This is a genomic window from Bradyrhizobium septentrionale (genome assembly GCF_011516645.4).
Lineage (GTDB): Bacteria > Pseudomonadota > Alphaproteobacteria > Rhizobiales > Xanthobacteraceae > Bradyrhizobium > Bradyrhizobium septentrionale.
Map to the genome: position 1 here is coordinate 7,224,937 of NZ_CP088285.1, position 20,670 is coordinate 7,245,606.

The following is a 20,670-nucleotide window of genomic DNA, read 5'->3' on the forward strand; positions in this document are numbered from 1 at the left end:
GGACGACCGCCGCCAGGGGCGGCCGCAAGGCCGAATAGGACGCGCTGTGGACTGGCTGTGGCAGATCTTTGATCCCGCGTACATCGGCGCGTTCTTCACCCAGTTCAAGAACGAGATGGCGACGCCGACCTTCTGGGTCGCCGTCGGCAAGATCATCTGGATCAACGTCCTGCTGTCGGGCGACAACGCGCTCGTGATCGCGCTCGCCTGCCGCGGGCTCGCGCCGCGCCAGCGGCTGTGGGGCATGATTCTCGGCGCCGCCGCGGCGGTGCTGCTGCGCGTCATCTTCACCGGCATCGTCGCCAGCCTGATGGAGCTGCCATTCCTGAAGCTGGTCGGCGGACTGGCGCTGATCGTGATCGCCGCCAAGCTTTTGGTGCCGGAGCAGGAGGACGAGGACAGCGTGCATGCGGCCTCGCATCTGTGGGCCGCGGTTCAGATCGTTGTCGTCGCCGACATCGTGATGAGCCTCGACAATGTGATCGCGGTGGCCGCCGCCGCCAATGGCAGCGTGCCGCTGCTGGTGCTCGGACTTGCGATCAGCGTTCCCCTGATCGTGGCCGGTGCGGCGCTGATCATGGCGCTGCTCAACAAGCTGCCGGTCCTGGTCTGGGCCGGTGCCGCGCTGCTCGGCTGGATCGCGGGCGACGTCATCGCGACCGATCCGGCGGTGCATCCGAAGCTGGATGCGCTGTTCGCCGGATCGCTCGGCGCCAAGCTCGATTCCTGGCTGGCCGCAATCGGGATGTCGCCGCAATTCGGCCATGGCGGCAACGGCGGCGAGATCACGCTCGCGGTGCTCGGCATCGTCGTGGTGCTGGTCGCGGGATCGTTCTGGCGCCGCCACGCGGTCCGGAAGGCCAAGCGCGCCGCCAAGGCGGCGTGAGGGCGCGCGAGGCCCTCGAGCGATCGCTTGGTCCGGTCCTCGACGTCGCCCGGTACAAGGCCGCTGGGTGATTCCTGATTTGTAACGGCACATCACTGATATCGGATCTGCCCTTAATTCCGTCCGAACCGCATCCTATGCTTCTGCACAGTCGGTTCCCCGGGCGCGTGGCGACGCCCGCGGCCCACCGTTATCAAAAGATGACCCGACATCTGGGCCGCCAATCATAACGTCATCCACACCTGCGATGAGTGGAAGAGTTACCTTGCACGGCTTTTTACCCTAACCGATCGCAACCGCGACGGGCATCTCGATCCATCCGAATTCACACTAATCGGTTAGGCTGCAGGGCGAAATGAAAGCTGAAAGCACTGATCAGTAGGCACCGAATGCCGGGCGCCGCTGCTGATGTGGATTTCAGCAGATGAGCCGCCGCGGTGTTTATTTTCAGCACTGCGCCAATCAGGAGACAGTGAGTGCTGCATTCCGATATAGCGGCGAGGCGACGCTTTCAGCTCATCCTGGTCAAGCCGTCTCACTACGATGATGACGGATACGTAATCCGCTGGTGGCGCGCCATGACGCCGTCGAATTCGCTGGCGGCCGTGTATGGCATTGCGGCGGATTGCGCCGAACGCCGGGTACTCGGGCCCGATGTCGATTTTGATATTGAAGCCATCGACGAGACCAATACGCGCATCGACATCCCGGGGCTCTTGAGGCGCTTCAGGAGTCACGGCGGTTTCGGATGCGTGGCCCTGATCGGCGTTCAATCGAACCAATATCCGCGCGCCCTCGACATCGCCCGTTCGTTCCGGGCAGCCGGGATTGCGGTCGCCATCGGTGGCTTTCATGTCTCGGGTTGCCTGTCGATGCTGGATGGCCGCGCCGTGGAACTCGACGCTTGCCGGGAGATGGGCGTCGCCATATTCGCGGGTGAAGCCGAAGGGCGTCTCGAATCCGTCATTGCCGACGTAGCCGCGGGACGCCTCGCGCCGCTCTACAACCACATGAAAGAGTTGCCGGGCATGGACGGCGTGCCGGTGCCGTTCCTCCCGAAGCGATACATCGAACGGACGCTTGGCTCCAGCGCCAGTTTCGATGCCGGCCGCGGCTGCCCCTACCAGTGCTCGTTTTGTACCATTATCAACGTGCAAGGCCGCAAATCGCGCTACCGATCGGCAGACGATGTGGAGCACATCGTGCGCCTCAACTGGGCCCAGGGCATTCGAAAATTCTTCATCACCGACGATAACTTTGCGCGCAACAAAGAGTGGGAATCGACCTTCGATCGCCTCATCCAGCTCCGCGAAAAGGACGGCATCCCGCTCGGCCTGATGATCCAGGTCGACACGTTATGTCACAAGATCCCCAACTTCATGGAAAAGGCAAAACGCGCCGGAGTAACAAAGGTCTTCATTGGACTTGAAAACATCAACCCCGACAACCTGGCGCTAGCAAAGAAGCGGCAGAACAAGATCACCGAGTATCGAAAGATGCTGCTGGCCTGGAAGGAGCAGGGCATCTTGACCATCGCGGGCTATATCCTGGGCTTTCCAGCCGACACGCCGGAGACAATCAAACGCGACATCGCCATCATCCAGGAAGAACTGCCGATCGACCTTCTCGAGTTCTTTTGTCTGACGCCGCTGCCCGGCTCTGAAGATCACCAGACGCTCTGGAAGAACGGCACAGCCATGGAAGCGGACCTCAACAGCTACGATGTCGAACACGTCTGTACGGCCCATCCCAAGATGAGCAAGCAAGAGTGGCAGGACATCTATCACGAGGCCTGGCAGCTCTATTATACGCCCAAGCACATGAAGGTTCTGCTGCGACGCGCCGCGGCCACCGGCGTTCCGATCGGCAATCTCGCAAAGTACCTACTCACTTTTTCGACGACGGATCGCCTCGAAAAGGTACATCCCCTTCAGGGTGGGATTTTCCGCCTCAAGCATCCGTCCGAGCGGCGACCAGGCTTGCCGCGCGAGAACCCCTGGCTGTTCTGGCTACGCTTTGGTTGCGAGACGCTCGTGAAGCACAGCGTCCTCACCGTGGCGATCGGACGGTTGTTGATTTGGAAAACGGTCATCGCCTACACCCCGGGGGCCGGCAACTATCTTGACCGCGCGCTCACGCCGGTCAGCGACGACGGCGATGAGACGCTCGACCTTCTCACCAAGACGGCGGGCGCCCGCGCTGCGGTCGCTCATTTCAAGAAAATCGCCGGACTGACGGGCCCCAAGTCGCTTGATGCAAGGCCCAGGGTTAGCGCCGCACGATCGAGCCGGCGCGCCCGACCAGCCGCGCCAATTGCTTGAAGCGGCTGCCGACACGGTCGGCGACCAGATCCACCATCCGGTGCTCGAACACCAGCATCAGCTTGCGGCCTTGCGTGCGGAAATGGGTTGCCGGCAGCACGCCGGTGCGCGCCGCGGTGATTAGATGCGCGACGCGGAACGCGGCGCCGAGCACACGCGCGCGCTCGTCCATCGCCGGCGTCACCAGCGCGCGGATCTGCGCCGGCGGTTCGTTTTCCTCGCTGAGGCCGGCGTAGCGATAGAACACCGAGAGCGCGACGAAGGCGCGTCCCTGATGGGTGATCGAGCCGAAATTGCCGTTCATGATCAGGCTGAGAGTTTCCTCGCCGCGATGATCGGGGTGCACCCGCCAGCCGATGTCGGAGAGCAGGCAGGCGACGTGACGCAGCCTGCGGTCTTCCTCGGTCTCGCGCAGCCTGACGACGCGCACCAGCCGGTCGGTCCACGCCGTCAGCTCCTGAGCGTGGCGGGCCGAGCGCGACAGCAATTCGTTGAGGTTCTGCGCGGCGCAGACCAGCCCGTCCTTGGCGCGCTCGGCCTGCGGCAGCATCTCGTAGAGCAGGCCCTCGCGCACGCCGAAGGTCGAGAACACGATGGTCTTCGGCTGGGCGACGCGGATGATGTATTCGAGCACGAGCGCGGCGTAAGCTAGCAGGGGCCGCCGGGCATCGGCGACCGACTCGATGTTGGCCAGCATGTTGGTCGCTGCCAGCCGCCGCAGCCGCTGTGCGAAGTCGAGCGCGTCGGCCGCCAGGATCGAGTAGCCGTGCATCACCTTGAGCGGATAGCCGCTCTGGATGATGTGAATACGCGCCAGCGCACGCCAGGTGCCGCCGACTGCGTAGAAGGTGCGGCCGCGCCCGGTCTTGAGCTGGGCGACGCCGAGCAGCTCGTTCTTGACGATGCGTTCGGCGCGCTTGATCGATTTGTCCGAGAGGTCCTGCAGCGCAAGGCTGCCGAGCGGCAGCGTCACGCCGCTGCGCACGCGGTTGCCCTTGACGTCGATCAGTTCGAGCGAGCCGCCGCCGAGATCGCCGACGATGCCGTTCGGATTGTGCACGCCCGACACGACGCCGAGCGCGGACAGTTTCGCTTCACGCGGTCCGGAGAGAATCTCGATCTTGGCGCCGCAGATGCGCTCGGCCTTGGCGATGAAGTCGGGACCGTTCTTGGCGTCGCGGCAGGCCGCGGTCGCGATCGCGTAGACGCGGCCGACCTGCTGGATCCTGCACAGCGCGCGAAAGCGGCGCAGCGCGGTGAGCGCCTTGTTGACCGCATCGGTCGCGAGCAGGCCGGTGCTCTGCACCTCGCGTCCGAGCCCGCACAGCGCCTTCTCGTTGAAGATCGTGACGAGGCTGCGCGCCATCGCCTCGTAGACCACGAGACGAACCGAGTTCGAGCCGATATCGATCACAGCGACGCTGGAAGCGCGCTTCCGCGGCCGCTTCACAGGAAGGCCCCCTTAAGACGATGGCTGCTGACGCTCGTTGCGACGCGTGAGCCGGCGCGGTGAAGATTCCTTGAGAGACTTACCACGGCCGGACAGACTCGGATTTGTCATGAAGTAGTCATGCAGGTTGAACGGCTCTTCGCCTTTCGCGGCCTTCATACGCGTTGACGACCCGTCCGGCAACAATTGCCAGCTCTGCTCGGTGTCCTTCAGGTTCGCGACCATGATCTGTTCGAGAACCTGCTGATGCACCGTGGGATTTTGCAGCGGACAGAGAACCTCGACGCGGCGGTCGAGGTTCCTCGGCATCATGTCGGCGGACGAGATATACACAGCAGCTTTTGTGCTCGGCAGGCCCTGACCCATGCCGAAGCAATAGATCCGGCCGTGTTCCAGGAACCGGCCGATCACCGATTTGACGCGAATATTCTCCGACAATCCCGGCAGCCCCGGCCGTAGGCAGCAGATGCCGCGCACCACGAGCTCGATCGAGACGCCGGCCTGCGAGGCCTCGTACAGCGCGTCGATGATGTCGGGATCGACCAGCGCGTTCATCTTCATCCAGATCGCGCCGGGCCGGCCATGTTTGACGTGGGCGATCTCGCCGTGGATGTGCTCGATGATCCGCTTGCGCAGCGTCAGCGGCGACACCGCCATCTTCTCGATGTCGCTCGGCTCGGCATAGCCGGTGATGTAGTTGAACACCCGCGCGGCGTCGCGGCCGATGATCGGGTCCGACGTGAAGTAGGAGACGTCAGTGTAGATGCGCGCGGTGACCGGATGATAGTTGCCGGTGCCGGTGTGCACATAGGTCGTGAGATTGCCGCCCTCGCGGCGCACCACCATCGACAGCTTGGCGTGCGTCTTCAGTTCGATGAAGCCGTAGACCACCTGCACGCCGGCGCGCTCGAGATCGCGGGCCCAGCGGATATTGGCCTCCTCGTCGAAGCGCGCCTTCAATTCGATCAGCGCGGTCACCGATTTGCCGGCCTCGGCGGCATCCGCCAGCGCGCGCACGATCGGCGAATTGTTCGAGGTACGGTAGAGCGTCTGCTTGATCGCGACCACGTCAGGATCACGCGCCGCTTGCTGCAGGAACTGCACGACGACGTCGAAGGATTCGTAGGGGTGATGGACCACGAGGTCCTTCTGCCGGATAGCGGCGAAGATATCGCCGCCATGGTCGCGCACCCGTTCGGGATGGCGCGGCACGTAGGGCGGGAATTCGAGGTCGGGGCGATCGAGGCGGGTAAGCTGCGACGGCTCGTTCATCGCGAGCACGCCATCGACCAGGATCACTTCATCGTTCGCTGCCGACAAGGCGTGCTGCACGAAGCTGCGCAGCTCGTCGGGCATCTTGGCTTCGATCTCGAGCCGGATCACCGATCCGCGCCGGCGGCGCTTCAGCGCCGTCTCGAACAGGCGAACGAGGTCCTCGGCTTCTTCCTCGATTTCCAGTTCGGAGTCCCTGATGATGCGAAACGCGCCCTGGCCCTTGACGGTGTAGCCGGGGAACAGGCGGCCGATGAACAGACCGGTGGCCTGCTCGAGTGTGATCAGCCGCGCCGGACCGCTTTCCTTCGTGGAGGGAAGGCGGATGAAGCGGTCGATCTTGCCGGGCATGCGGATCAACGCGTTCATCGCCTTGCCGTCGGAGATCCGCGACAATTGCAGCGCCACCGTGAAGCCGAGGTTCGGGATGAACGGGAAGGGATGCGCCGGGTCGATCGCCAGCGGCGTCAGCAGCGGGAAGATGTTGTGGAGGAAGTGATCCTCGATCCAGGTGCGTTCGGACTTGGTGACGTCGCGGCCGTCGACCAGCTGGATGCCGACCTTGGACAGGATATCCCGCAGATCGCTCCAGATCGCCTGCTGGTCGGAGGCGAGCTGCGACACGGTCTTGTTGATCATCACCAGCTGCTCGGCCGGCAGCAGGCCGTCCGGGCTGCGCTCGGCAATGCCCTCGCGGACCTGCGCCTTGATGCCGGCGACGCGGACCATGAAGAACTCGTCAAGGTTATTCGCCGAAATCGACAGGAAGCGGACCCGCTCCAGCACGGGATGGCCGGTATTGACCGATTCCTCGAGCACCCGGCGGTTGAAGTGCAGCCAGGAGAGCTCCCGGTTGATGAATCGCTCGGGGCTGGATGCGATCGCGGGGACGGCGGGCAGCTCCGCCTCTTTTTCTTTGATTTCAGTAGCTTGTGCCGAGTCCATCAAGTGCTGGTCCAATTCGGGGCAGGGAGCCGGAGCGGTGTAGCCGAGGGCCGCACAGACCATGTGATATTGCGATGACGTTTCGATGACATTGATGTTCCGCCGGCCTGCGCCGTCAAGCCGCGGGACAGCTCAGGCATCGCGCAACAGCTCCGCCGCCAGCGCCCGTGTGACGGGTCGGCCGAGCCGCAGTGCCTCGGTGTCCAGGAGCTCGACCGCCTGCCGGACGGCGGTATAGGAGCGCTCGATCCGGTTGCAGAGGTAGCTGACCAGCGGCTCATCCACGCTCATCTGGCGATCGGCGCAGAATTTCACGATGAGGCCGCGGAACAGCTGGTCGTCGGGCGGCAGCAGCGTCACCGTCGGCACCGCGCGAAGCCGGGACCGCAGGTCGCGCAATTCGATCTCGAACGCCGACGGCGGAATGCGCGCCGTGATCAGCACGAAGGCATCGTCCTGGCGCGCGAGATTCATCAGATGGAACATCGCGCGCTCGTCGAAATCCGACGGCCTCAGGTCCTCGACCACCAGCGCGCCGGTCGCAAGCGCCGTCGGCACGGTTTCGGCGGTCAGCGCATGCGCCGCGGTCGCGCGGGCGCCCGCGCTCTCGGCCCAGATCGCGGCGAGGTGGCTTTTGCCGGAGCCGTCCGGGCCCACCAGCAGCATGATTCGGTTCGGCCAGTCGGGCCAGCCATCGATCAGCGCCAGCGCTGCTTCATTGGCGGGCCCCTCGAGGAAATCGTCGCGGGTCAGTTTCTCCTCGTGCGGCAGGGCCAAGGCCAATTGACGAGGTTGAACGCTACCGGCCACGCAAGTCTCCAAACTGCTTTATTTTAGCATGATCTCTGCGCAAACGCTTCGCGCTTGTCGCGGGAAAACCGGCTTCCACGTTTCGGGATCATGCCTACCGAGCTTCGATCGTGCTCATGTGCCGCACCCACTCCACGAGATAGAGGGACACCGAACCCAAAGTAAAGATCGTGACGAGACCCATCAGGATCAGGTCGTAAGGGTACGGCTGGAAGCCGAAGCCGAGCGAGGCCAGCACCAACGCCGCGAACGCGACCTGCGCCACCGTGTTGAGCTTCGACACCATCAGCGGCTTCATCTCGACCGGCTTGTCGAACAACCATGACACAATCACGGCGGAGACGATCATGATGTCGCGCGACACCACCAGAATCACGATCCAGCGCGGCACCGCGCCCCAGATCCCGAGCGCGACATAGATCGACACCAGCAGTGCCTTGTCGGCGAGCGGGTCGAGCAGGGCGCCGAGCTCGCTCGTCATGTTGAAGCGCTTGGCGAGGAAACCGTCGACTGCGTCCGAGACGCCGGCGATCACGAAGATCGCGAACGCGATCTCCATCTGGCTGGACACGATGGCCCAGACGATCACCGGCACCAGGATGATGCGGCCGAGGGTAATGATATTCGGAATGTTCAACTTGAGTCGCTTCCCGGCTAGAAGCCTGATTCTACTCGATATCCGGCTCTTTTGCGCACTGGCCGGATGTTATCTACATAGTATCGCAGCAGCATTGCCGCGAGCCATTGCGCGGGGGCGGAATTCCTCGTAACCAGCCCCTGATCATCTGGAATTGGGCATGACCGAGCGCAAAAACGGGCTCACTTACGCGGATTCGGGTGTCGATATCGACGCCGGCAATCGTCTGGTCGATCTGATCAAGCCGATGGTGCGGGCCACCGCGCGGCCGGGCGCGGACGCCGAGATCGGCGGCTTCGGCGGGCTGTTCGACCTCAAGGCCGCCGGCTTCAAGGACCCGGTCCTGGTGGCTGCGACCGACGGCGTCGGCACCAAGCTGAAGATCGCGATCGAGACCGGCATCCATAGCGGCATCGGAATCGACCTGGTCGCGATGTCGGTCAACGACCTCGTCGTGCAGGGTGCGGAACCGCTGTTCTTCCTCGACTATTTCGCCTGTGGCAAGCTCCACCCGGAGGCCACCGCACAGATCGTCGCGGGGATCGCCGAGGGCTGCCGCGAATCCGGCTGCGCGCTGATCGGCGGCGAGACCGCCGAGATGCCCGGCCTCTACAAGGACGGCGATTACGACCTCGGCGGCTTTGCGGTCGGCGCGGCCGAGCGCGGCACCCTGCTGCCGACGGCCGATATGGCCGCGGGCGACGCCGTGATCGGCCTTGCCTCCTCGGGCGTGCACTCCAACGGCTATTCGCTGGTGCGCAAGATCGTCGAGCAATCCGGCGTTGCCTATGAGGCGCCGGCGCCGTTCGCGCCGGTCATGACGCTCGGCGCAGCGCTGCTGACGCCGACCAAGCTCTATGTGAAGTCCTGCCTGCGCGCGATCCGCGAGACCGGCGCGGTGAAGGGGCTCGCCCACATCACCGGCGGCGGCTTCACCGACAACATTCCGCGCGTGCTGCCGAAGCATCTCGGCGTCGGCATCGATCTGGCGCGGCTGCCGGTGCTGCCGGTGTTCAAATGGCTGGCCGTGCAGGGCGGCATCGCCGAGCTCGAGCTGCTGCGCACCTTCAACTGCGGCATCGGCATGATCGCGATCGTCAAGCCGGACGCGGTCGACGCGGTGACCGAGGCCTTCACCGCCGGCGGCGAGACCGTGACGCTGCTCGGCGAGGTGATCGAGGCCAAAGGCGAGCATCGCGTGGTCTATAACGGTCATCTCGATCTCTCGCGATGAAGCGCCGCGTCGCCATCCTGATCTCCGGCCGCGGCTCCAACATGGCCGCGCTGATCGAGGCTGCGAAAGCTGCGGATTTTCCGGCCGAGATCGTGGCCGTGATCTCCAACCGCGCCGACGCTGGCGGGCTCGAGAAGGCGGCCGCGAGCGACATTCCGACCATCGTCATCGAGAGCAAGCCGTTCGGCAAGGATCGCGCCGGCTTCGAGGCGGTGCTGCAGAAAGCGCTCGACGACAGGCAGGTCGAGCTGATCTGCCTCGGCGGCTTCATGCGGCTGTTCACCGCCGAATTCGCCCGGCACTGGTACGGCCGGATGCTCAACATCCATCCGTCGTTGCTGCCGTGTTTCCCCGGCCTCGATCCGCACGGCCAGGCCCTGCGCGCAGGCGTCAAGCTGTCGGGAGCGACGGTGCATCTCGTGATCCCGGAGACCGATGCCGGTCCGATCGTGATGCAGGGCGCGGTCACGGTAGCTGACGACGACACGCCCGAGACGCTCGCCGCACGCGTGATCGGTATAGAGCATCGCATCTATCCGGAGGCGCTGCGGCTCCTGGCGTCCGGCCGGCTCAAGCTCGAAGGCGAGCGCTGCACGACGCAGGGCAGCGCGGCGACCGACAGCACGCTGATCGCGCCGCAGAGCTAGGGCACGCTCGCGCCGAGGGTAATCCCCCGGGGTGATGCGGCCGGGGGAGGCATCAGGATGAAATCCGCCGACAGCGACGTTCAGTGAACCTTGAGGTTCTCTGCCGACGCCTTGCCGCGGTTCTCCACCAGCTCGTATTCGACGGTCTGGTTCTCGTTGAGTGTGCTTAGCCCGGCACGCTCGACCGCCGAGATGTGGACGAACACATCCTTGTCGCCGACGGCCGGCTTGATGAACCCGTATCCTTTGGTCGGGTTGAACCATTTGACGGTACCCTTCGGCATCGTCTCTCTCCCAGTCTAGACATAAAAAAGACGCGGCCACGTTTTCCACGTGCCACGCCACAAGCGGGCTTTCCGATGTCTGTTCAATTCGGGGGTCTTCAGATCCAAAGTCTTCAAGTCCGAAGTTTCGCCTCTCGAAGCCTTGGATATCAACGTCGCGAAACGCACAGTCGAACGGCCGCAATCCGATTGTGAAGCGATTGCAACACGAAAATTGCGCCTTAGCAAGCCAGCTCGCCGCGGTAGTTTCGCGTGACGCAACCGGAGCCTGTGGTCGGCGGAGGCCGCCATGGCGCATTCGGCCACTGGCCGACAGTGCGGGGCGCTGCCGCTTCGCGCGCAGCAGAGGGCTCCGACCCGACGTGAGCTGAAGCCCCGTTCCGATGGAATCGGAACGGGGCTTCAGATCTTGTCTTGACGCGTTTTCTTCACGCGAACCGGTGCCCACTTCGCTTGAAAACGCTCTAACCCCGATCCACCCGCACCACGCGGCCCTTGTCGATCGCGAGCGCGAGCTGGCCGTGCTTGAGCTTGAGCGCGGCCTCGCCGAACAATTCGCGCCGCCAGCCGTGCAGGGCGCCGACCTCGGCCTGATCGTCGGCCGCGATCTGCTCGAGATCGTCGACGGTGGCGATCACCTTGCTGGCGACGCCGTGGCGTTCCGAGGTCATGCGCAGCAGCACCTTCAGCAGCTCGACGGTCGCCGCACCATTGGAGTTGTTGCGCGGCTTTTCCAGCTTGGGGAGCGACGCCTGGTCGCGGGCGAGCCCGCGCTGCACGGCAGCAATGATGTCGGCGCCCCATTTCGAGCGCTCAAAGCCCTTCGGCAGCGAACGCAGATTGCCGAGCTTGTCGAGCGAGGTCGGCGCATGGGTGGCGATATCGCCGACCGCATCGTCCTTGAGCACGCGCGAGCGCGGCACGTCGCGGCTCTGCGCCTCCTGCTCGCGCCACGCCGCGACCTCGATCAGCACCGCGAGCTCGCGCGGCTTGCGGACGCGGGTCTTGAGCCGCTCCCAGGCGCGCTCGGGATGGAAGTCGTAGGTCTTCGGCGAGGTCAGGACCTCCATCTCCTCGCTGACCCAGTCGCTGCGGTCGCGCTTCCTGAGATCGGCGTCGAGCGCGGCGAACACTTCGCGCAGATGGGTGACGTCGGAGACCGCGTAATGCAGCTGCTCCTCGCTCAGCGGGCGGCGCGACCAGTCGGTGAAGCGATGGGTCTTGTCGGGACGGTGGCCGGTGACGCGGTCGACCAGCTGGTCATAGGCGATGCTGTCGCCATAGCCGAGCACCATGGCGGCGACCTGGGTGTCGAAGATCGGATGCGGGATGGTGCCGGAGAGATGCCAGACGATTTCGATGTCCTGCCGCGCGGCATGAAATACCTTCAGCACGGCCTCGTTCGACATCAGATCGAAGAACGGCTTGAGGTCGATGCCGGGCGCCAGTGCGTCGACCACGACGGCTTCATCCGCGCTCGCCATCTGCACGACGCAGAGCAGCGGATAGTAGGTCGTCTCCCGCAGGAACTCGGTGTCGACGGTGATGACCTTGTGTTGAGCGAGCCGGTCGCAGGCGGCGGCGAGGTCGGGGGTCGTGCTAATCAGATCCATGAACAGTCCATGACGGCTTGACCCCACGCGTTCTGCCGAAAGGGCAGCTATGTCAAGGGTCTTGCTGGGATTTTGGCCCTGCACAGGGTGAGGGACAGGGCATTTCTGGATTGATTGGGCGTGATTCGGGGGCGTTTTCGGCCTGGTCGCGCCGCGGATTCGTCTGTCGTCCTGGCCAAAGCCAGGACCCATAACGGCCGAATTTGATGAGGAATGGGATCGCTGCCCGGGCCTCTTTTGGCAATTGGCATTCGGGGTAATGGGTCCTGGCTCCCGTGCGCAATTGCGCACTAGGCCAGGACGACGATGAGGATAGTTCTTGATTCCACCTGTCAAACAGCTTGTTCAGTGTCATCGCCCGGCTTGGCCGGGCGATCCAGTATTCCAGAGGCGGTTGTGCTTGAATCGAGAAGCCGCGGCGTACTGGATCGCCCGCTTTCGCGGGCGATGACAGTCGAACTGAGGATACAGCCTCGCGTTCTCGCGACATGAATTGTTCGAGTTTTGCATCTCGTTTCACCCTCCTCTTGAACAGAGGGCGCAGGGAAAGCCGGGTGCCGATCGCACCCATGGGCCCCGAGCAATGGGTAGAAAGCTCGGGGGTAGGACCACAGGTGTAACCGGAAACAACCCGGCTTTCCCTGCACGATGGTTGTGCGGCTTACTTCGTGCTCTCCCCGGCGAGACTGGGCTTGCTTGTCACCGCCCTCGCATCACGCCTTCGCGTGTTGCGACGAGACACCTGCCGCTAGGGCGTCAGGACCACACGACTTCACCGTCCGCTTCGCGTGCTCTCGTCAGCACCACGCTCGGCGTCCACCGCATCTCACACCGCGTTCGTGACGATCGCGAAGCGCCCCTCGATCGGGTGAGACGAGCGAACCATATACTGAGTTGGGTGTGCCGATAAACAGAAATATTTTATCGTGAGGGGCTTGCGCCGTCGGGCAACTCAGTGGCAGGGCGCAAACTCTATCGTGTCGTCATTCTGGGGCGTGCGCAGCACGAACCCGGAATCCATTGAGCCGCAAAACAGGTGGTCGAATGGATTCCGGGTTCTCGCTTCGCGAGCCCCGGAATGACGAAGGAGGTTGCGACTTGCGCCGTCGAGCAAATCAGCGATTGGCGATCTGCTCTGCCTCGACCCGTCCGGAGATGCGGCCCGATTTGATCCGCGGCTCGCCGGCGCGAAGGCGCGTCGGCCATCCGTGCCGCGAGGCCAGCAGTGTGAGCTTGTCCCTGACGAGACCATGCGCGGGAGCTTCGAGGAAGCGCCAGACGAACCACGCCAGCACGACGACGGCCGTGACAACGAGCGCGGTCGAAAGCGCATCCGGCGTTGGCGTCATCGCAAGCAGGATCACGTAACCGAGCTGCAGATGCAGCAGATAGAGCGGGTAGGTGATGCCGCCCACGGCGCTGACGAGGCTAGCCGGCAGCGGCACCGACTTGATGCGGGTGGCGGCGAAAACGATGCCGAGCGAGACGATGGAGATGGCCGTGACGACCATGGGATCGAAGCTGCCGTGGGTGTGGACGCCGAGCCGTTCCAGCTTGTGCACGGCCTGGAACGTCGCCGTTCCCATCGCCAGCGTCAGCAGGCTGTAGAGCCTGGTGTCGCGTCGTCCCCGATAGTGCTCATAAATCAGGAGCCCGACGGCGAAGAAGCCGCTATCGTCGGCCATGAAGAGTTTCTCGAACAGGGGAATGTCGAGGGTCAGTTCGTTGACGAAGGTGATGGCGATCCATGCCACGATGATCGTGTCGATCCGCCGCGGGAAGATGCCCCAGGCCAGGAACAGCGCGACCCAGACGTAGAACACGACCTCGATCACCAGCGACCAGTAGGCGTCATCCATGTAGGGCTGGCCGAACATCGGTGCCGCAATGAACAGGTTTGCCAGCCATTGCCCCCACGTTACGTGGAACCAGGCATGGCCCACCAGCAGCGTCGCGAGGAAGGTCAGCGTCATGCAGATGACGAAGGTCGGATAGATGCGGCTGAAGCGGGCGATCGCGAAGCCGACCGGCGTGCGGCCTTCGGCCGAATAGGCAATGACGAAGCCGCTGATCGCGAAGAACACGGGGACGCCGAGGAATCCATACTGCGCGACCGGCGCGAGATACGGCATCGCGACCTGCTGAACACCGTGCGATGCGGGACCCCAGAAGCCGTAATGATACAGGATCACGGCCCCGACCGCGGCGAGCCGCAGCAGGTCGAGTATCGGAACCCTGGTCGGGCCCGGTTGCTCTTGAACGTCCGGCATGCGCCGCTCCGGGGAACAGGCCCGGCATTCTGGCGGCGAGGCATGAAGGCGTCCTTAATCCGGCCGGGGCTGAGGCCAGTCCGGCTGTTCACGATTGCAGGAGCCCGGTGGCGATGCCGGCGGCCGCGCAGACGACGACCACCAGCAGCGGCGGGGCGCGCCATGCCGTGAGCAGCACGAAGCCCGCCAGTGCGATGCCGAAATCGAGCGGACGGTGCACGCTGCTGGTCCAGACCGGATCGTAGAGTGCCGCACCGAGGACGCCGACCACGGCGGCGTTGACGCCGCGCATCATCGCCTGCGCCGAGGGCTGCTTGCGGAAACTATCCCAGAACGGCAGCGCCGCGAGCAGGACGAGAATTCCCGGCATGAAGATGGCGATGAGGCCAACGATTGCACCCGGCACGCCGCCGATCACGGTGCCGAGATAGGCCGCGAAGGTGAACAGCGGGCCCGGCACCGCCTGCGCGGCGCCGTAGCCGGTGAGGAACGCATCGTCGCCGATCCAGCCCGGCGTCACCACCGCTTCGCGCAAGAGCGGCAGCACGACGTGGCCGCCGCCGAACACCAGTGCGCCGGAGTGGTAGAAGGCCTCGAACAGGCTGAGGCCGGGCCATGCCCGGGCCAGCAGCGGCAGTCCGGCGAGCAGCGCGAGGAACAGGCTCAACGCGGCGACGCCAACGCGGCGCGACACCGGCATTGCGATATGGGTGACGCCGTCGGCCGGTTGTGCCCGGCAGAGCCAGAACCCGGCGACGGCGCCGAGAATGATGGCGCCGATCTGCGCGATCGACGAGGAACTGGCGAGGATGATGAGCGCCGCCACCGTCGCAATCGAGGCGCGCTCGCGGTCGGGACAGAGCGTGCGCGCCATGCCCCAGACGGCTTGCGCCACGATCGCAACCGCGACGAGCTTGAGGCCGTGCACCAGGCCAGCGCCGGCCGGGCCGCTCAATCCGCCGGCGCCAAAGGCAAACAGCACGAGCACAATCGCTGACGGCAGCGTGAACCCGGTCCAGGCCGCCAGCGCGCCGAGATAGCCAGCGCGCATCAGGCCGAGCGAGAAGCCGACCTGGCTGCTCGCAGGGCCCGGCAGGAACTGGCAGAGCGCGACCAGGTCCGCATAGGCCTGCTCGTCAAGCCAGCGTCTGCGGGTGACGAACTCGTCGCGGAAATAACCGATATGGGCGATCGGGCCGCCGAAGCAGCTGACGCCGAGCTTGAGGAAGATCAGCAGCACCTCCAGCGGCGAATGCGCGGCGCGCGCCGTGGAGGGCGGGGTGCTGGATTGCTGCATGTCGTTGTTCAAGCGCCGTCAATTCCCGGACTTGCGTCGCACGTCAGTGGACTCATCAGTGCAGGATATCGCCTTTCGGTGATGGCTGGAGCGTTTTCCAGCGAAGGCCTGTCCCGGACTTGATCCGGGATGGACGCCAGTTCAGGAAGCAGAACGCGTCAAGACGAGAATCCAGAGCCCCGTTCCGATTTGATCGGAACGGAAAGGCTCTCAGGCAGCCTGGGCCTCAGCAACCAAATGAAACAAATATGGTCCAGGGCCGTGGTTTGTAAACCAGTTCACAAGCGCGCGGTGCAATTGGCTGCAAGATCATGCTCTGCTGATCGAAGAGCCGCGTGGGTACGACATATTGAGGCAATGGGGGTCGCAATGTCTAATTCAGTGCTCAAAGCAAATCCAACGATGCTGCTTTTGCCGACGCCGCCGTTCCGCGGCGTCATTCAAATGATCTACCAGAACGCGTTTCATCCATACGGGCCCACGATTTGGGTGAGAGAACCCGGCAATCTCAGTATTCCGTGGCGAACGGTGGATCCCACAACGCAGCCTGGTTACGTGGAAGACTCGCAAGGTCCGACGCGCGGCGGCTCTTTCAACAAGGACATCGAGCTGAATCAGGTTTTTGACTACGTGATGTTCCACGACGATCAAGACCCTAATCACAATATTGCGGATCCCCCACCCGATGCCCGGCTTGTGATTGCAGCCGTCGGTGCACCGGCCGACCTCTATAACGAAGTGGATCCGCCAAGCGCTGGTGGCACCTGGTTCTTGTGGCCCGTAACGACCAGAAACGACACGTTTGCAGTTCTGGAGGTCAGTACCAAATCGCCAATCGAGATTTCCCCCGGCATGCTGGTTTTCGAGGACCCGCCGGATGTGGGGACGATTGTCTCGGATGGTTTCAAGACAATCTATGAAATGGAGATCGCATCCGAAAATTTGCTGCCGGGCAATTCATACCACGCCCTGCTTCGCTTGGTAGACAGGCAAGGTAGCTGGCAGGTCGTCCACCGCGAGTTCTCGACGAAGCGGTGCACGATAACGATTACGCTCGATAAGCTGCACATTGTGGACGATGGAGTCGCCGGCGACGGGCGCGGGTATTTCAATATATGGATCGTGCAAAAGGACCCCAACGCAGATCCAGGATTGATCGAGGTCGGTCATTTTTACGTTCCAGAGCAGGATATCTCCGACCGACCTGACCCCGGAAAAGATTATCAGGAGTGGATCACACTTCCCTCGCAGCCAACGGTGATCGGACCGATGGCCCTTACGAGTCGTTCCCGCGATATTGCGCTTCTTACGCGCGGCTTTTCAAAGCAGACGTTTTCTTCGGACATTCCAGCGGGAAATTTCCTGCCTGGTCCTCACTTGCTGGATGGCACTTGGTACAACGGTGCACGCTTCCTTTTTTACACAGGGCAAACTAGCGAAGAAATGTCCGGTGTAACGCATTTCGTTGATGCCAAGCCGTTTAGCAGCGACGAAGAGTTCCGTTACAGCGTCAGGTGTACATACTCTGTGACATACATGCCCTAGGCGCGATATTTCTTGCGACGGCGGCTCAGCCGATCCAGCCGAGCAGCCGGAACCAGACGAGATAGAGCGGCGCGAGCACGACGAACGAGATCAGGCCGACCAGGAGGCACACCTTGACCGCTGCGCTGGTCGGCACGCGCGCCATGCCGGCGGCGACGACGATCGGGGCTGCCTGATACGGCAGCAGCGGCGTCGCATAGGCGAACACCTGCGACATCAGCACGGTCGGCAGCGTGAGGCCGGTGTGTGCGGCGAGCGAGGACGCGAGCGGCGTGAACACCGCGGGGACGCCGTTGGCGGTGACCACGAAGTTCAGCAGGCTGGCGAGCCCGATCATCGATGCGAAATCCGCCGCCGGCCGCGCCGGATCGAGCGGCAAATGCGGAATGATGAGATTGCCGATCGCAGTGCCGAGCCCGGACCAGGCGACGACGGCGGCAAGCCCGAGGATGCCGCCGAGATAGATGCAGGTGCGGACATTGACGCCGGCGGCGAATTCCTCGCCGTTGAGGAAGCCCACGCGAGGCAGCAGGCAAAGACAGGCCGACACCAGCCCGACCCATGCCGGGCGGATGCCGTGCAGAGAGTCCGTCATCCAGAACGCGAGCGTGGCAAGCAGGATGATCGAGAGCCGCCATTCCGCTGCGCTCATGGGTGTCGTCTCGGTGCTGCCCTCGATCGGCTTGGGCGATGCCGGAAACAGCCACACCAGGCAGCCGATCAGCACGATGCCCTTGAGGATGCCGATCACCGGCGCATGCAGCACAAGATACGACATGTAATCGAAACGCACGCCATAGGCGCGCTCGGCGGCGCCGGTCATGATCAGGTTCGGCACATTCGCCGGCAGGATCGACGCCGAGAGCTGGTAGGTGCCGAAACCCACCGCAAGCGCGAGCGCATGACGGCCCGGCGATCCCTCTGATAGCCCGGCGCGATCGGCCAGCGCCAGGATGATCGGCATCAGCAGCGCGATGCGGCCCATGTTCGAGGGCATCACGAAGGCCAGCGCATAGGTCAGCAGGATGACGCCGGCGACCATCCGGAGCCAGGAGCCGGTGAGATGTCCGGCAAGGGCGCGCGCGATCCGGTCGGCGAGCCCGACCTTGCGGATCGCGCTGCCGATGACGAAGCCGCCAAGCACCAGCCAGAACGCTTCCGACTGGAAGCCGGAGAACAGCACGTCCGGCGGCGCCGCGCGAAACACCGCGACCGCGGCGAAGAACAACAGCGCGGTGAGGAATTCCGGCAGCAGGCTGGTGGCCCAGAGCAGGATGGCGATCGCGGCAAACCAGCCGGGATGGATCAGCGACGAAGCGGTCTCGGTCATGGCAGGGAATCAGGTGGCGCGGCGGCGGGACGGCGCGACCATAGCACCGCGGAAGCCGGCTGTGCGGCCGCGGTCAGGCAAGGCTGAGGTGTCGAGATGGTGGGCTTGCCAGTATCTTTAACCGCGTCATTGCGAGCGAAGCGAAGCAATCCATCGTTCGGCACGCTCGGTGACAATGGATTGCTTCGCTTCGCTCGCAATGACGAGCTTGCGATTACCGCTAATCCGCCGATGTTCGCAGCGTCAGACGTCTCTACTCGTAGCGCATGTTCTTCGACGGCCGGCGCGCCGCCGGCATGGCCAGCACGACGAGACACAGCGCGATCATCGCCAATCCCATGAATTCGAATGCAAACGCGTCCACGGGCCATTCTCCCCCATTAGAAACAGTTAGACTTGTTGGGGGAGCGTTGACGCGCTGTTAAGCCTTATGGTTACCGCGGCGAGCCTCCCGGCATGGTGCAGGGTGAGTTAACGCTCACGTGGCGAAGCAGCGCTCTCTCCGCGTCATTGCGAGCGAAGCGAAGCAATCCATCGGCCCGCATGCACGGATGCATGGATTGCTTCGGTCGCTCCGCTCCTCGCAATGACGGGGGATACCGCTAGGTCCCGCAGAACGTCTGCGTCACGCGCTGCTCGGGGAGCGGCGGATCGGCGTAGGCCGCGAACTGCGGCTGATCCTCGTAGGGCTTCGCCAGCACCGTCAGCAGCTCCTCGAACGGCGCGTAGTCGTCGTTGGTGACGGCTGCCTGGATCACCGCTTCGATGCGGTGGTTGCGCGGGATGAAGGCGGGGTTGACGGCGCGCATCGCGGCCTTGCGCTCGGCCGGCGTCTGCTGTTCCAGCGCGAGGCGGGCGCGCCAGCGGGTGGCCCATTCGTCGAACGCTGTGGGCTCGAGGAACTGCGCGCGGACGTCGGCGGCGTCATCGCTTGCCGCCTCGCCGAGATGGCGGAAGGTCAACGTGAAGTCGGCACCGTTCTTTGCCATCGCGTCGAGCAGGTCCTGGATCAGCGCCTCGTCGCCGTCGCGCGCGGTGAACAGGCCGACCTTGGCGCGCAGCCCGGCCTGATAGGCCGCGGTGAATTTTTCCGGGAAGTCGCCGAGGATCACTTGCGCCTGTTCGATCGCCTTCTCCTGGTCGTCGGCGAACAGCGGCAGCAGGCATTCGGCGAGCCGGGTCAGATTCCACAAAGCGATGCGCGGCTGGTTGGCGTAGGCGTAGCGGCCCATCTCGTCGATCGAGGAGAACACCTGCGCCGGGTTGTAGGCGTCGAGGAAGGCGCAGGGGCCGTAGTCGATGGTCTCGCCTGAGATCGAGGTATTGTCGGTGTTCATCACGCCGTGGATGAAGCCGACCAGCAGCCAGCGCGCGACGAGTGCGGCCTGTCGCGCGACGACGCCGGCAAGCAGCGCGTGATAGGGCTGGGCGGCGTCCTTCAGCTCGGGATAGTGCCTGATGATGACGTGGTCGGCGAGCGCCCGCACGCCGTCGGTGTCGCCGCGGGCGGCGAAAAACTGGAAGGTGCCGACGCGGATGTGGCTCGAGGCGATGCGCGTCAGCACCGCGCCAGGCAGCGCGGTCTCGCGCATCACGGGCTCGCCGGTGACGACGGCGGCAAGCGAACGGGTGGTCGGAATGCCCAAAGCGAACATCGCCTCGCTGACGATGTATTCGCGCAAGACCGGACCCAGCGCGGCGCGGCCGTCGCCGCGGCGGGAGAACGGGGTCGGGCCACTTCCCTTGAGCTGGATGTCGCGGCGGACGCCGTCCCGGTCGATGACCTCGCCGAGCAGGATGGCGCGGCCGTCGCCGAGCTGGGGAACAAAGTGGCCGAACTGGTGGCCGGCATAGGCCATCGCGATCGGGTCGGCGCCGTCAGGCAGGCGCTTGCCGGCGAGGATTTCGGCGCCCTCCGGGGTCGACAGCAGGTCCGGATCCAGCCCGAGCTGGAGCGCGAGCAACCGGTTCAGCTTGATCAGCCGGGGGGAGGCCACCGGGGTCGGCGCAACGCGGGCGAAAAAGTTCGCCGGCAGCGCCGAATAGGTGTTCTGGAAGGGGAAATGGATGGTCATGTCGGGAAGATAGGCCTGCGGGCCGAATAGGCAAACGATTGGCGGCGCCGGTCC

General features: G+C 64.2%; 15 protein-coding genes. 5 read left to right on the forward strand and 10 right to left on the reverse strand.

Annotated features, from left to right (window positions below):
• Positions 1 to 46 precede the first annotated feature (46 nt).
• A complete protein-coding gene (locus HAP48_RS36105) occupies positions 47 to 886 on the forward strand; it encodes a TerC family protein (RefSeq protein ID WP_166204548.1) in 840 nt (279 codons plus the stop codon).
• 476 nt (positions 887 to 1,362) lie between these two features.
• Positions 1,363 to 3,207 carry a B12-binding domain-containing radical SAM protein gene (locus HAP48_RS36110; RefSeq protein ID WP_224496751.1) on the forward strand — a complete coding sequence of 615 codons (1,845 nt, stop codon included), beginning with the start codon at positions 1,363 to 1,365 and terminating at the stop codon, positions 3,205 to 3,207.
• Here HAP48_RS36110 and ppx read toward each other — a convergent pair.
• From ppx to HAP48_RS36130, 4 genes are all read right to left on the reverse strand, one after another.
• Positions 3,155 to 4,657 carry an exopolyphosphatase gene (ppx, locus tag HAP48_RS36115; protein WP_166204549.1) on the reverse strand — a complete coding sequence of 501 codons (1,503 nt, stop codon included), beginning with the start codon at positions 4,655 to 4,657 and terminating at the stop codon, positions 3,155 to 3,157. The two genes, HAP48_RS36110 and ppx, sit on opposite strands and share 53 nt — an antisense overlap.
• 12 nt (positions 4,658 to 4,669) lie before the next feature.
• Positions 4,670 to 6,874: an RNA degradosome polyphosphate kinase gene (locus HAP48_RS36120; protein ID WP_166204550.1), complete on the reverse strand. Its 2,205-nt coding sequence runs from the start codon at positions 6,872 to 6,874 to the stop codon at positions 4,670 to 4,672.
• 132 nt (positions 6,875 to 7,006) lie between these two features.
• Positions 7,007 to 7,684: a P-loop NTPase family protein gene (locus tag HAP48_RS36125; RefSeq protein ID WP_166204551.1), complete on the reverse strand. Its 678-nt coding sequence runs from the start codon at positions 7,682 to 7,684 to the stop codon at positions 7,007 to 7,009.
• 94 nt (positions 7,685 to 7,778) lie between these two features.
• Complete coding sequence (locus HAP48_RS36130) at positions 7,779 to 8,321, reverse strand: CDP-alcohol phosphatidyltransferase family protein (protein WP_166204552.1); 543 nt, start codon at positions 8,319 to 8,321, stop codon at positions 7,779 to 7,781.
• 160 nt (positions 8,322 to 8,481) lie between these two features.
• Between HAP48_RS36130 and purM the strand changes: the two genes are divergently transcribed.
• Positions 8,482 to 9,555, forward strand: a complete 1,074-nt coding sequence (purM, locus tag HAP48_RS36135; RefSeq protein ID WP_166204553.1) for a phosphoribosylformylglycinamidine cyclo-ligase — start codon at positions 8,482 to 8,484, stop codon at positions 9,553 to 9,555.
• A complete protein-coding gene (purN, locus tag HAP48_RS36140; protein ID WP_166204554.1) occupies positions 9,552 to 10,202 on the forward strand; it encodes a phosphoribosylglycinamide formyltransferase in 651 nt (216 codons plus the stop codon). Before purM ends, purN begins: the two co-directional genes overlap by 4 nt.
• A gap of 80 nt (positions 10,203 to 10,282) precedes the next feature.
• On the opposite strand, the gene HAP48_RS36145 is transcribed toward purN, so the two are convergent.
• The 4 genes from HAP48_RS36145 to chrA all read right to left on the reverse strand — a co-directional run bounded on the left by HAP48_RS36145 (position 10,283) and on the right by chrA (position 15,666).
• A complete protein-coding gene (locus HAP48_RS36145; RefSeq protein WP_021079877.1) occupies positions 10,283 to 10,486 on the reverse strand; it encodes a cold-shock protein in 204 nt (67 codons plus the stop codon).
• 464 nt (positions 10,487 to 10,950) lie between these two features.
• A complete protein-coding gene (gene rnd, locus HAP48_RS36150) occupies positions 10,951 to 12,099 on the reverse strand; it encodes a ribonuclease D (RefSeq protein WP_166204555.1) in 1,149 nt (382 codons plus the stop codon).
• Between the two features lie 1,115 nt (positions 12,100 to 13,214).
• Positions 13,215 to 14,369, reverse strand: coding sequence for an acyltransferase family protein (locus tag HAP48_RS36155; protein WP_166204556.1), 1,155 nt, complete (start codon positions 14,367 to 14,369; stop codon positions 13,215 to 13,217).
• 88 nt (positions 14,370 to 14,457) lie between these two features.
• On the reverse strand, positions 14,458 to 15,666 hold the full coding sequence (chrA, locus tag HAP48_RS36160; protein WP_166204557.1) for a chromate efflux transporter: 1,209 nt from the start codon (positions 15,664 to 15,666) through the stop codon (positions 14,458 to 14,460).
• A gap of 369 nt (positions 15,667 to 16,035) precedes the next feature.
• Between chrA and HAP48_RS36165 the strand changes: the two genes are divergently transcribed.
• Positions 16,036 to 17,211 carry a hypothetical protein gene (locus HAP48_RS36165; protein WP_166204558.1) on the forward strand — a complete coding sequence of 392 codons (1,176 nt, stop codon included), beginning with the start codon at positions 16,036 to 16,038 and terminating at the stop codon, positions 17,209 to 17,211.
• A 25-nt stretch (positions 17,212 to 17,236) separates the two neighbouring features.
• Here HAP48_RS36165 and HAP48_RS36170 read toward each other — a convergent pair whose 3' ends face one another.
• A complete protein-coding gene (locus tag HAP48_RS36170; protein WP_166204559.1) occupies positions 17,237 to 18,541 on the reverse strand; it encodes an SLC13 family permease in 1,305 nt (434 codons plus the stop codon).
• Between the two features lie 602 nt (positions 18,542 to 19,143).
• Positions 19,144 to 20,616, reverse strand: coding sequence for a protein adenylyltransferase SelO (locus tag HAP48_RS36175; protein ID WP_166215484.1), 1,473 nt, complete (start codon positions 20,614 to 20,616; stop codon positions 19,144 to 19,146).
• Positions 20,617 to 20,670: the final 54 nt, after the last annotated feature.

What these genes read in the sequence shown, in the direction of transcription:
- HAP48_RS36145 (WP_021079877.1), bottom strand. Translation starts at nt 10,486, where the DNA reads ATGCCGAAGGGTACCGTCAAATGGTTCAACCCGACCAAAGGATACGGG.
- purM (WP_166204553.1), top strand. Translation starts at nt 8,482, where the DNA reads ATGACCGAGCGCAAAAACGGGCTCACTTACGCGGATTCGGGTGTCGAT.
- HAP48_RS36155 (WP_166204556.1), bottom strand. Translation starts at nt 14,369, where the DNA reads ATGCCGGACGTTCAAGAGCAACCGGGCCCGACCAGGGTTCCGATACTC.
- rnd (WP_166204555.1), bottom strand. Translation starts at nt 12,099, where the DNA reads ATGGATCTGATTAGCACGACCCCCGACCTCGCCGCCGCCTGCGACCGG.
- HAP48_RS36175 (WP_166215484.1), bottom strand. Translation starts at nt 20,616, where the DNA reads ATGACCATCCATTTCCCCTTCCAGAACACCTATTCGGCGCTGCCGGCG.
- HAP48_RS36165 (WP_166204558.1), top strand. Translation starts at nt 16,036, where the DNA reads ATGTCTAATTCAGTGCTCAAAGCAAATCCAACGATGCTGCTTTTGCCG.
- HAP48_RS36170 (WP_166204559.1), bottom strand. Translation starts at nt 18,541, where the DNA reads ATGACCGAGACCGCTTCGTCGCTGATCCATCCCGGCTGGTTTGCCGCG.
- purN (WP_166204554.1), top strand. Translation starts at nt 9,552, where the DNA reads ATGAAGCGCCGCGTCGCCATCCTGATCTCCGGCCGCGGCTCCAACATG.
- HAP48_RS36120 (WP_166204550.1), bottom strand. Translation starts at nt 6,874, where the DNA reads ATGGACTCGGCACAAGCTACTGAAATCAAAGAAAAAGAGGCGGAGCTG.
- chrA (WP_166204557.1), bottom strand. Translation starts at nt 15,666, where the DNA reads ATGCAGCAATCCAGCACCCCGCCCTCCACGGCGCGCGCCGCGCATTCG.